The 12222-nt window shown below is 31.6% G+C and carries 15 protein-coding genes and 1 pseudogene; 5 read left to right on the top strand and 11 right to left on the bottom strand.

Features of this window, described 5'->3' with window-relative positions; translation table 11 throughout:
- Positions 1-26 precede the first annotated feature (26 nt).
- Together AAGG74_RS15870 and AAGG74_RS15875 are read right to left on the bottom strand one after the other, a co-directional pair.
- Entirely contained in the window at positions 27-851 is an 825-nt protein-coding gene (locus AAGG74_RS15870; RefSeq protein WP_429676175.1) for a metallophosphoesterase, read from the bottom strand.
- Between the two features lie 24 nt (positions 852-875).
- A complete protein-coding gene (locus AAGG74_RS15875; protein ID WP_429676176.1) occupies positions 876-1109 on the bottom strand; it encodes a hypothetical protein in 234 nt (77 codons plus the stop codon).
- Between the two features lie 128 nt (positions 1110-1237).
- Between AAGG74_RS15875 and AAGG74_RS15880 the strand changes: the two genes are divergently transcribed.
- Positions 1238-1771, top strand: coding sequence for a metallophosphoesterase family protein (locus AAGG74_RS15880; protein ID WP_429676177.1), 534 nt, complete (start codon positions 1238-1240; stop codon positions 1769-1771).
- A 120-nt stretch (positions 1772-1891) separates the two neighbouring features.
- On the opposite strand, the gene AAGG74_RS15885 is transcribed toward AAGG74_RS15880, so the two are convergent.
- From AAGG74_RS15885 to AAGG74_RS15895, 3 genes are all read right to left on the bottom strand, one after another.
- Complete coding sequence (locus AAGG74_RS15885) at positions 1892-2551, bottom strand: hypothetical protein (RefSeq protein WP_429676178.1); 660 nt, start codon at positions 2549-2551, stop codon at positions 1892-1894.
- 559 nt (positions 2552-3110) lie between these two features.
- A complete protein-coding gene (locus AAGG74_RS15890) occupies positions 3111-3389 on the bottom strand; it encodes a hypothetical protein (protein ID WP_429676179.1) in 279 nt (92 codons plus the stop codon).
- Positions 3390-3542: 153 nt separating this feature from the next.
- Positions 3543-4325, bottom strand: coding sequence for a sugar phosphate nucleotidyltransferase (locus AAGG74_RS15895; protein ID WP_429676180.1), 783 nt, complete (start codon positions 4323-4325; stop codon positions 3543-3545).
- A 171-nt stretch (positions 4326-4496) separates the two neighbouring features.
- Here AAGG74_RS15895 and AAGG74_RS15900 point away from each other — a divergent pair, with 171 nt between their 5' ends.
- From AAGG74_RS15900 to AAGG74_RS15915, 4 genes are all read left to right on the top strand, one after another.
- Positions 4497-5150: an HAD family hydrolase gene (locus AAGG74_RS15900; RefSeq protein ID WP_429676181.1), complete on the top strand. Its 654-nt coding sequence runs from the start codon at positions 4497-4499 to the stop codon at positions 5148-5150.
- A 343-nt stretch (positions 5151-5493) separates the two neighbouring features.
- Positions 5494-5739, top strand: coding sequence for a hypothetical protein (locus tag AAGG74_RS15905; RefSeq protein ID WP_429676182.1), 246 nt, complete (start codon positions 5494-5496; stop codon positions 5737-5739).
- A gap of 197 nt (positions 5740-5936) precedes the next feature.
- The gene (locus tag AAGG74_RS15910) at positions 5937-6473 is read left to right on the top strand and encodes a hypothetical protein (protein WP_429676183.1); all 537 of its coding nucleotides are present in this window, start codon (positions 5937-5939) and stop codon (positions 6471-6473) included.
- A 121-nt stretch (positions 6474-6594) separates the two neighbouring features.
- On the top strand, positions 6595-7782 hold the full coding sequence (locus tag AAGG74_RS15915) for an NAD(P)/FAD-dependent oxidoreductase (RefSeq protein ID WP_429676184.1): 1188 nt from the start codon (positions 6595-6597) through the stop codon (positions 7780-7782).
- Positions 7783-7838: 56 nt separating this feature from the next.
- Here AAGG74_RS15915 and floT read toward each other — a convergent pair.
- The 6 genes and pseudogenes from floT to AAGG74_RS15945 form a co-directional block, all read right to left on the bottom strand.
- Positions 7839-9287 (bottom strand): annotated as a pseudogene (gene floT, locus AAGG74_RS15920) (flotillin lipid rafts scaffold protein FloT); the annotation flags it as partial.
- Positions 9288-9304: 17 nt separating this feature from the next.
- On the bottom strand, positions 9305-9829 hold the full coding sequence (locus AAGG74_RS15925; RefSeq protein ID WP_488167952.1) for an NfeD family membrane protein: 525 nt from the start codon (positions 9827-9829) through the stop codon (positions 9305-9307).
- A 201-nt stretch (positions 9830-10030) separates the two neighbouring features.
- Positions 10031-10819, bottom strand: a complete 789-nt coding sequence (locus AAGG74_RS15930) for a hypothetical protein (protein ID WP_429676186.1) — start codon at positions 10817-10819, stop codon at positions 10031-10033.
- A gap of 73 nt (positions 10820-10892) precedes the next feature.
- Entirely contained in the window at positions 10893-11096 is a 204-nt protein-coding gene (locus tag AAGG74_RS15935; protein WP_429676187.1) for a hypothetical protein, read from the bottom strand.
- Positions 11097-11189: 93 nt separating this feature from the next.
- Positions 11190-11663 (bottom strand): CYTH domain-containing protein, encoded by a 474-nt coding sequence (locus AAGG74_RS15940; protein WP_429676188.1) that lies wholly within the window; start codon positions 11661-11663, stop codon positions 11190-11192.
- Positions 11664-11897: 234 nt separating this feature from the next.
- Entirely contained in the window at positions 11898-12182 is a 285-nt protein-coding gene (locus AAGG74_RS15945) for a hypothetical protein (RefSeq protein ID WP_429676189.1), read from the bottom strand.
- Positions 12183-12222 lie beyond the last annotated feature (40 nt).

Below are 12222 nucleotides of genomic sequence, written 5' to 3' on the forward strand. Positions count from 1 at the left end.
CTGTTAATTACTCTTCATCTTTGTTATTAAACTTCAATTATCGTGATTGCTTTTTCTAATTCTTTTAAAAAGTTATTTGTAGTCCATTCTCCTACATATCCTAGCGGATTGCATATAACAGTTTTATTTTTTCTGTTCACCTTGCCATAACGTTTATGTGTATGGCCAAATATCACATATTTTATATTAGGGTATTGATCAATAAGCCAGCCTAAGTTTTCAGATCCTAAGAATCCATTTGTTAAATTCCATTGATTATTATTGTGACTATATGTAATGAATTCTTTATAGGGAACAAAGTGATTAACAAATATAACTTTTTTGTTTTTGTGCTCTTCGAACATCTTTTGAAACTTGTCTAACATTCTTTTCATTAGTTTTTGATCGTCCATATTCCATATGGCGTATTTCCCATCACTCCATAAAGACTTCTTTCTAGATTTCATTGTATAGATTGGTATTGTTTCCGGAGCAAAAGAATAATCATACCAGCCCATATCCCCTATAACAACGTATTCGTCGTTTATGTGATATGGTTTGTCAATCAAACTTGATGAATGTTTAGAGAAGAAATTATAATTCTCCCAAGAATCAATACCCTTTATTGCCACTTCTTTCGAAGTCCATATATCGTGATTTCCTGGGATGAAAAGAACTTGTTTTGCAAGTTTTTCTTGAATCTTGTCTATTACTCTAACGCTATCCGAAGCGTAGTTTGCGATATCTCCAGCAATAATAATTAAATCAGGGTTTTTGCTTTTTAATCCTTCGATTAATTCAGGAACTAAATTGTATTTCATCTCTATAGAGTTTAAATCTAAATGAAGATCATTTAAGATTGCAATCCTCAACTTCTTTATCCTTCTCTCTCAATCTTATTTTGTAAATTTAGTTACCGCCTTGTTATATGCTTCTATGAGCAACAAATCCACATTTTCATTAAAAACTGAAGCGGCTTTAATTTTTGTAACATCCCTTAAAGTTAGCTCTCCACTTTTTAATTTTTTAGCAACTCTCTTTAGAATATTTAAATCATCTACATTTAATTTCCCTTGATTTTCGTTAAAGTATTTTTCTATTTCTTCTGCAAATCTAATAGTTCTGTCCATTTAATTAACTCCTCTATCATTTAGTTTTTAAAATTTTATTATGATTCCGAAGAAATTCCAATATAATATTTCACTTTTTTCCACTCTTAGTTATAAAGATAATTGTTTTTACTATCGGAGGTGCTTATATGCAAATTTACGTGTTCAGTGATTTCCAAGGAGAAAAAATTGTACCTAATGGAAACCCCGATTTAGTCATTTTGTTAGGAGATATCTATTACCGTGACGCACTCGAATTGGACCAAAAATATAATTGTCCTAAAATAGGTGTATACGGAAATCACGATTCTCAAGAAGAATGGTCGGAAACTTCAATAAAGGTTATCCACGAAGAAATTTATGAATATTGCGAAGTTACATTTTCGGGCTTTGGTGGATGCCCTAAATATAATAGCAAACCTAATCAATTCACCGATTCCCAATGCCGTGAATTTATGTCCAATTTAGACAAGGTAGACGTTTTCCTCTCTCATAGCAATCCAATCTACGATTTAACACTTCCCGATTGGGACCCACACAGAGGATTCAGTTCATTCAACAGCTATATAAAAGAAAAACAACCTAATTTTTTCTTGCACGGCCACATTCACAATCCATTTACTTTGGATGTAGGAAAAACTAAAATTTACAGTGTGTACCCTTTCCTTGAATTGAACATTTAAAAAGACTACGATAAAGAATCGTAGTCTTTTTGGGTTTTCTCATTGCAATTTTCTGCATCATTTTCTTATCTTTGCTATTCCCTTCACCCAAACAAAAAAGAAGATAAACTAGCTACCTTCTTAGTTTTCTTCATTTATCTGAGTATCTTCGTTAACTTCAAAACTCCCTGCAACGAAAATATTTCCGTATTTATCCTTGTTAGGAAATCCTTTCAATGAGGCATTTCTTTTCCTCATTGTATTAAAACAATTCCTGCATTCTACTTCAAAAGCATATCTAGGAATATATTTTTTGTTTTTATCCTTACACTTCGGACAAATATAAAAAGTTTGATACAATTTTTCATTACCAGAACCCATCCTAATTGAAAGATCCTTTTTTCTGTATTCCTCTTCTTTACTAACATTATTTTCTGTTGTTGAATTTTTATTGTCAGTTTCTTGTTCGATATCTTCCTTTTGTTCATCTACACTTGTATTTGTATTCGTTTTTTCTTTTTCTTCATCTCCCATCTCTTCTTCTGCTTCTTCAATAAGAAATTCATCCATAAAATTCATACCGTGCTGAAGGTTTTCGTGTAATTTATATCCTTTTGCAAGGTCTTTTATGTTATCTTTTATGTCTTCCTTATTCATCTTTTCCACCATTGTGGCAGATTTTCTATCTATCATTTTAAGAATTTCTTTAACGAACGATTTTTCTTTTTCCAATTCAATCTTATCTATTTCAAGTTCAAATTTTAGTTCATTCGTATGTAACTTAAATTTAAATCCTTCCAACGTGTTTCTTCCTCTCTATTAATAACTCCGTAGAGTAAAATAGGATAATCTATTTTTTTATTGAACACAAAATATTATTATAACTTTTGATTTTCTCAAAAGATAGAGGTATATAATTACATCACCATCATTCAGCACAAAGAAAACAGGAGTTGATTTTTTGGCCAAGATATATAGATATGTTAACGAACCAAATAATAATCTTACTAATATAAGTTCTCCAAACAAATTAGACAAACAAATAAAAAATCTCCGAAGAAAAGAATCAGTTCGTCGTGTTCCTTTTAGCCTAAAACTCGTGCTATTATCGTCTCTATTTTCTTATTTTTCTGTTGCGTTTTCTTCCCTCCTCATTTCATTTAAAAACTCACAAATCATTTTGATATGTTTGTTCATATTGTTTTTCATTCTTTTTGTCTTATTCCATATTATTTCAAAGAAGATTTTTGATTAATTCTCTAATCTTCCCTATCATATCTCTATGTAAAAAAAGATACCTTTTAGTTGTTTCTAAAGAGATATCTTTCCATTGTTCCTTAAACCATTCAAGTATCTATGTTTAATTTGTATTTGCGCTTTCATCTACTTCAGGAGCAGGGTTACTCTGGGGCGTGTTTGTAGTTAACACATCTCCCCTCTGCCCGTCAAAGGTCATATTATGGGATTGATTATTAAACATATTTGCTAGTTGATCTTTAACTACCGGACTAACTAGAGCTGCAACAACAGCAAAAATACAAAGAATAACCAAGAATTCTAATATTCCACTCCCGCTTTTTTCTTTGGAAAATTTCTTAAGTAGACTCAAATTAATTTTAATTCTTGCTTTGAACATCATAACACACCCTCCCTTTTCACCAAATATGAAATAATATCTGTATATACTTTCAAATGTTCTAGTTCATTACTTTTATATATATAAATATATGGTTAAAAGTAAAGAAATATCCGAAAAAACAAAAGGACACGATTGACTCGTGTCCTTTAAAAATTAAGCTTCTTTATTTTCGAAAAGACCCTCATTATAGGTTAATTTTCTTTTCTTTGTCATTATGTATTCTGCTTTAGTAAGTTGTTCTCTATCATTTATTCCTAATACTTGTTCATTATCGCTCAGTAAATATGACCCGAATTTCTGATTTAATTTGTTTAGGATACAAACCATATCAGTCAAATAATACTCGTTTTGAGCATTGTTATTTTCAATCAATGATAGTCCTTTCAATAATGATTCATTATCAAAACAAAATATACCTGTGTTAACTTCTCTAATTTCTCTCTGTAATTCAGTGGCATCTTTTTCCTCGATGATCTCAGAAACGTTATTCTCATAATCTCTAATAATTCTTCCATAACCAAATGGATTATTAAATTCTGCACTCAGAACAGTTCCTTTGTTTCCGCTTCTTATGTGATTATCAATCAAAGCAAACAATGTATTTTGCTCGATAAGCGGTGTATCACCTGCAACAATAAGCGTATTCCCTTTTTCATTTAAAAAGCTAGTTGTTTGCATCACTGCGTGTCCAGTCCCCTTTTGCTCGGCTTGAAGAGCATATTTCACGCCATCTCCAACTACATTTCTCACCATTTCAGCTTTATGTCCGACAACCACAATAATGTCTGAAATCCCAACCATTTTTAATGTGTCTATAATGTGCATAATCATCGGTTTACCACAGACTTCGTGAAGAACTTTTGGAAGTTCTGATTTCATTCTTGTTCCCTTGCCAGCAGCAAGAATAATCGCGCTCGTTTTATTTACATTTTTCATAACAAATCTCTCCTAACGTTTATCGTATGATTTTTTTTCGAGAAGATATTATACCCTTCTTTTTTTGTAAAAACTTTCACCATTAATCAAATTTCGCTTTTATAGTCTCGTTATTCTTCTTTTGTTTAAATTAAAATGTATTCAGATGGTTAAAAGTTGGAGGAGATTGATTTGAAAGCGATAATATTTGATTTCGATGGTCTTATTATGGATACAGAAAGCGTCTGGTTTGACGCCTTTTATAAAGTCGCAAAAGAATCTTTTGATATAAAAATTAACATAAAAGAATTTGCATTGGCCGTGGGTACTTCAGAAGATTCTTATCTAGATTTAATTGAAAAGCAATTAGGAAGAGAGATGAACCGAACAGAGTTTTCTTCTAAAGCAAAAGAAAAATTTGACGAACAAATTCTAAATATTAAACCGAGAGATGGCGTAGTTGATTATTTGGAATATGCAAAAGAAAAAAATCTAAAGATAGGGCTCGCCACAAGCTCTACTTATGATTGGGTAGAATATTATTTAAAAAAGTTTAATATATTTCATTTCTTTGATTCGATAAAAACCTCTGATATTGTCGGCACGAAGAAACCGGATCCAACTGTATACATAGAGTCTTTAAAATCTTTAGGTGTGCTTTCAAATGAAGTCGTTGCTTTCGAAGATTCCCTTAACGGATTTACAGCAGCCACAAAAGCAAACATAAAGACAATAGTCGTTCCAAATGCTCTGACTAAATATGCAGATTTCCCTTTGGGCACCCACATTATTTACTCTATGGGGAATATTTCACCGGAGGATCTGCTTAGTAGTTTAACATTATAACCCATCAAGTTTCTTATTTTTCCTACTAAAAATTCTTAGTAGGTTTTTTTAATTTCAAAAGTTGTTAAATTTATTATTTTTTTATTAAAATTGTGTTGTTATTGTGTTACTTTTTCTTTCCATTCCTCCGAAACATAGGGGTTTCTGAAAAAATTCTTCAATTTTCTCAGATTATCTAAGATCAATTTTAAAAATAATACAATTGGTGAAGAATATCTCTAAATTATTGAATTTATCTCTCAGTATCATTCTAAAGAATTAATTTTTTATATTATTTTTAAAATCGAAGTTGCAAAGGAACGTATGTTCGGTGTAATATTTTTCTTGAGGAGTGGATATAAAGATGTTTAAACCAGCTATAGAAATTCTTGAAGAGAAAATTTTTAACAATCAAGGAACAATTACATATTTAGAAATTGCTTTTTTCTTGGACGATGATATAGAGATCATTCCGGGTTATGTTAATTTCATCGACTATCAAAATAATAAATTTGAATTTATTGATTTCCAATGCAATAGTAATTGGATTTACTTCGATGATTTAATTGAATCAAAAGAGTTACCCTACTTTAACAATAAGCTAGCTTAATTTAAAATAAACAGTGTTACTTTGGAAAGAAACTCGCAGATTTATTGAAACATACCTTTTTAGGCTTTACTTACAGGAGATACTACCATTTTGATTGGTGAGTTTTTTGCTTAAAATGAAAAAAAAGTTTTTTTTCGCAAAGTAAGATTTCTACACTAAAATATTTAAAATACCTTATTAGATATGGAGTGTTTGCTTTGACGGAAAAATTTTTGGTAACTAACGTTTTGTTTTTTGGAACAAACTTAAAGGCTGGAGTAATTGTCAGAAGTGAAAACGACAGTTCACAAAAAGCTCTAACCTACGAAGAAATTGAAGCACTAGACAAAAATGGCTGTCTAACTAATGCCAGAATAGATCGGAGGTTTAGAAAAGACTATAATAAAGAGATTGTTTCATTACAACCTATTAATATTAGAAAAAGATTTGATCACCTTAAGACTTCTGAGCCCACCTTCCCTCGCATTAGTGCCAGGGAGTTCTACAAAAATCCTTTTTGTCCTATTAGTGATCAATTATTTAAAGAATTAGAACAATACTATACCAGAGTTCAAAAAAATATGTCGCAATACAAAAAAGGTAAACGATGCTTATCTTACAGCCAAGCCCAAAACATACGAAAAAAATATAGCACCGGAGTATCGCAAAAAGATTTGGCAGATGAATATGGTGTATCTACATATCCAATTAATCAAATCGTAAATAATAAGATCTATTTATCACCCGATGAATAAAACAAAAAGAGAACAGGCCAATCCTGCTCTCTTTTTTATTTTTTTAACACATATAATTGACAATTAATTTGAAGTGATTACAAAGAAATTGAATTTTTATTAAAGAAGGTGAAAAATATTTATGAAACCCAAAATTCTTATTTTAGGAGCTGGCTATGGTGGCATACTGACTGTTCAAAATTTATTGAAGAAGTTAAGAAAAGATGAAGCGGAAATCACTTTAGTAAATAAAAACGACTATCACTACCTAACAACTGAACTCCATCAACCCGCTGCCGGAACTTTCCCTTATCAAAAAACGCGTATTTTCCTCAAAGAAATACTCGATTTAAATAAATTCAATTTTGTTCAAGATGAAGTTGTAAAGATCGATACTGAAAATCAAAAAGTACAATTGAAGAATAGCACTTTGGATTATGATTATTTAGTGGTGGGATTAGGAGCAGAACCTGAGAGCTTTGGCGTTCCCGGAATTGAAGAACATACTTTTAGCAAATGGAATATTGATGAAGTCCTAAGATTAAATGAGCACATAAACAATCAATTCAAAATTTATAAAGAATCAAACAAACCTGAAGACTTAACATTTGTTGTTAGTGGCGGTGGATTCACGGGGATCGAATTTATCAGTGAATTAGCTTACTCAATCCCTACTCTCTGCAAATTATATGATGTAGATCACTCCAATGTTAAACTTCATCTTATAGACCCAAATCCAACTGTTCTTCCTGGATTCGATCCGGTTTTAGTTGATAGTGCTCAAAATTATTTAAGTTCTAAAGGCGTAGAACTCCATAACAACACAGGAGTTACCGAATGCAAAGAAAACGGTGTTGTATTAAGTAACGGTCAAACGATCGAATCTCGAACAGTGATATGGGCAGCGGGAGTAAGAGGAAATTCTGTCTTGGATAATTCTGGATTTGAAACAGGCCGAGGAAGAATTACAGTTGATAAGCATTTAAAAGCACCTGGTTACGAAAATGTTTTTATAATTGGAGACTGTGCAGTGTTTATCAACGAAGACACAAATAGACCATATCCACCAACGGCACAAATTGCTATGCAAATGGGCAAAACTCTAGCAGAAAACATTGTTTCATACATCAGAAAAAGCAATGAAGAAAAAGAGTTCAAACCATCTATTAAAGGTACTGTCGCTTCCCTTGGAAGAAAATATGCTGTCGGTTTAGTTTTCGGCAAAAAGATAAAAGGCTTTACCGCTGTTACTATGAAAAAAGTAATTGATATGCGCTATCTCTTCATTGTGGGCGGAATCAAAATGGTTTTTAAAAAAGGAAGATTTTAAAACTCCCACAGCAAAAAGAGTGAAGATCTTATTCTTCGCTCTTTTTATTTGTTTTATTTCTTTGAAAAGTTTTCAATAATTTCTTTAACATCAATTCCTGATGACTCTTTTAAACTTTCTTGTAGACCAGCCATTAGATCGGTTGCATAACCTGTAATTTTACCCGCTCCACCGTTCTTTCCACTACCTGTATCAACAACAGTTATTTTATCGATATTACTCAATGGAGCCGCAACTTCTTTAGCGTATTCTGGCATCATTTTAATAAACATATCCATAATGGCAGCTTGTCCGAATTTCTCGAACGCTTCTGCTACTTTTTCTTTCGCTTCTGCTTCGGCAAGACCTTTCAGTCTAATAATTTCCGCAGCCGCTTCCCCTTGGGCTTTGTCAGATTCAGCTTTAGCTGTACCTTCTAAACGAACTTGCTCTGCTTCAGCCTTAGCTTGCGCTTCGATTTTATATTTCAAGGCGTCAGATTCAGCTATCATTTTTGCTTTTTCAGCTGCTGCTTTTTGCTCTACTGAGTATCTATCTGCGTCAGCTTTCTTCTTAACCTCTGCATCATATTGCTTCTCACGACGGGAAATTTCTTTTTCTTCAAGTTCAATTTGTTTTTGTCTCTCGATAATTTCCACTTGCATTTGTTGCTCTTTAACATCTTGTTGTGCCCTTGCAGCTTCTAAATCATATGCTTTATCCGCTCTAGCTTTAGCTGTATCCTGTTCACGCTTATACTCGGCCACTTTTAATTGATTTTGTTTTTCGGCTTCAGCTATTTCAGTTGCTCGTTCTAATTCCGCTCTCTTTGCTTCTTTAACAGCTTCGGCTTGTTTAATCCTTGTTTCCTTTTCAGCCACAGCAGTTGCTATGTCCGCATCTCTTTTTACTTGAGCAATTCGGGGTTTTCCAAGAGAGTCTAAATATCCGTTTTTATCTTTAACATCTTTAATTGTGAAGGAAACAATCGTTAATCCCATTTTATCAAGATCTTGTTCTGCAATTTCAAGTACTTTATTAGAGAACTGCTGACGATTCTTATAAATATCCTCTACTTCCATTCCGCCTAAGATACCTCTTAAATGACCTTCTAGCACCTCTCGTACTTCATTCTCTCTTATTTCCTTAGACTTCCCTAGAAATTGCTCAGCTGCCGTAGCAATTTGTTCGATAGTTCCTCCAATTTTTGTGATGGCTACACCATCTACTAATACAGGAACACCACTAGCAGTGTATACTTCATCAGATGTCTTAACTTCGAGTTTACTTGACAGTAGACTTAAAGGCTCCGCCTGTTGGAATACAGGAACGACAAATGTACCTCCCCCGCGTATGATCTTTATTTTATTTCCGCTTTCATCTGTGTGTACGTTCTTTCCGCCTAAATAGCTACCGCTGACGATCAATGCTTCGTCCGGACCAACAGTTCGATACTTTGAAATGAATACAGCTAAGATTGCAATTACAATAAATACTGAAATCCCTATTAAAATCATCGTTGTCATTTTATTCCCCCTAAAATTTAATCTTTAGAGGGAACGACAACTACATAACCACTATTTTCGGTGTTTGTAATAGTAACAGAAGTTCCATTAGTTATTATTTCTCCATTCTCGCTTTTTGCTGCTTTTGCGATCTTCCCTGTCTTGCTTTGAATGATGACTTCTCCAAAGCCATCAACTGGAATAGCGGTGATAACTGTCGCTGTTCTTCCAACGAGTGATTCTTTTTTGACAGTTAAAGAATGTTCCGTGTTTTTAAATGGCACTAATACAAAGATATTCAGCAATATGTCAATTATCAAAGCGATGCTTGCTGAAATCGCAAGTATAATCCAACTATTTAATTCCGTGTATTTTTCTAATAATAGACCACCAGTCGCTAAAAACGTTAAAAAGGCTAATATTAATACAGGATTAATTAAAACGTCTCCTGCCCCCTCCAGAACGTCTCCAAACAATATATACAATAGCGTCAAAACAAAAGCTCCATAAAGGGTGTACACATAAATTGTAATTATAGGAATACCTAAGATTGTAATGGTTATCGCCCCCTCTCAATGCTGAAAATCATTATACATAATTTTATTTATATTTTCTTACATAACTTCCTTAAATTTAAAAACAATTATTTCTCACTATATAATTCAAAAGAAAAAAACCGCTCAAGAGCGGTTATATTTTTTTATTCCTTCAGTGAAAACTAACTGATATATTCACTAAAATATTCGTTATTAAGTTTGACATTTTTAATATAGACGAGAAGTCTCGTCTGTATAACAATATCCGAATTTCTTAAATACAGTTTCAATAATTGAAACAAAGTTTAACAATTTAGAGTCATATACATCAACTTCATCAAGTTCTTTTTTTAACCCTAAGCGCCTTTTTTCTTCTATAGCTAAGTTCTCGTTTAGATACTTAAGTTTTTCATTCAAGGCTAAAGTAAGTTTTTTTCTTTTAAAGATTAATATAAATATATCTAAAGGTGTTTTGATTTTAGTGTAAGGTTTTTTTAAGATTTCTTCGCACATCTCAATCTGTTTATTTATTTGGGTTATGTATTCTCCAATTCGTTTTAATTCTTCCTGAAGGTATTTTTTTCTGGACTTGGGGAATCCTCCGAATAACTTATCATATATATTAACCCTACCTATATCTTTTCCATTACATATTATTTGATATTTTGTTGGAAAAGTTGAATATGAACTTAATTTCAATTCAAAATTCTCTTTTATCCCTTCATCATTTAATATTTCTTTAAAACCCTGATTGATTTTTTCAGCTAAAAATTTAGGGAATTCATCCCCTTTGAGTTTTTCCTTGTCTTCTGCATACCTCTTCAATACAGGAGAGTAAATGAATTTGATATCTTCTTTTATTTGATCAGAGAAAGAAGAAATAAGTAACCGTGGGTTCTCCTGAAGTTGTTCTATAAATTCAATCATCTTTTTTAACTCTTCTATTCCAGCAAAAGCAGCCCTAACAAAGGTGTTAGAATCAAACCGACTTTTTTCGTTTTTCTGTTCTTGAAACAAACTTTCAACAACTCCTTAACCATTTTCTTAATTATACGAGTAATACTTTATGCATTGAAAAAAAGCTTATTTATTAATAAGCTTTTTTAGTTTTTATGTACTCTCCACCCTTAGTAGTGAGGAGAATTGTTGTTTTTCTAACAAACAATTTGATAAGTTTGATAGCTCCATCTAACAACAATTTGATAAGATGGCTGATTACCACCATAACGACTAGATAAAGTGTAAACAGTGATAATAAAATATGTCCTAAAGAATCAATCATTGAAGTAATCATATTACATCCCAACTCCTTGATCATTTTTGTTTTTATCTTTATTTCTTATACCTCCAAAAAAAAATTTTTGAATAAAAAAAAAGAAAAGATCCTTTACTGGATCTTTTTCCATAAGTTTTTATTTTTAAAGTTTTTATCATATGTGATCTCTTTTCCAAACCATTCCGGAACCTCAAAAAAGTTTGCTGCTTCTTCAGAAACGAACTCAATTTCTGCTACAACTAGATCATCCTTCATTTCTGAATACTTGTCTATCATTAGTTCGTGGTCACCCAACCAATAAAATTGACGGAATTTCTTGATTGGTTTTTCTTTTATTTTAGCCAAGAGATCTTCATAAAGATCTTCTTGAATAGAAAATTGAAATTCATCTCTCACTAACCCTGTACCCTTTTTATATGTAATATCATAAGTTTTTATGCCATCTTGAACTTCCATTCTTAGACGAATTTCTTCATCTTTAACAACTGATAAGTAGTTTTGATGTATCATTTTCTCTTCGTAAGGGATTAAACCATTTGGAATTTCATTAATAATAAATTTTCTCTCTATTTCTTGTTTCAACATTAAAATGCCCCCAATTACTTATTAAATGAACCATTTCTATTTTTTACGTTTTAATTATAAAATGAAAATAAACAAATTTGAAAAAAACAAAAACCAATTTATATTAAAAGCTTTTTTAGATTTTTATATTAGTGAAAAAGAGACCTAGTGGCCTCTTTTATAATGATGTAAAATTTTCTTTCTGATCTTTTTTATTTTTCAGAAGTTATAATAATACCTTTAACGTTTTTAACATTAATAACCTTTTTCTTCAATTATTTCAATCTTGTAGCGGTTTTCTTCTAAACTTATAACTTTTCCAATAATATAACCCTCAACTTCTTCAGCAATGTAGTCAGAGCATATAAAATCTAACCATTCATTATATAAATTCAATATTCCTTTCTTTTGAATGAATCGGCGTAGTTCTGAAGTAGTATTAAAATTCACAAAATAATAGTTGTCACCTATCGAATTAAAAAGTAACAAATATGATCCTAATTTTAAATCTTCAAGTAGTTCATCTTTTTTTATTTCCATCTTTAAAATCCTTTCTTGCAGATATTTATTTAACTGATTA

Origin of the sequence: Bacillus mexicanus, from assembly GCF_050445615.1 — a bacterium.
Taxonomy (GTDB): Bacteria; Bacillota; Bacilli; order Bacillales; family Bacillaceae; genus Bacillus; species Bacillus mexicanus.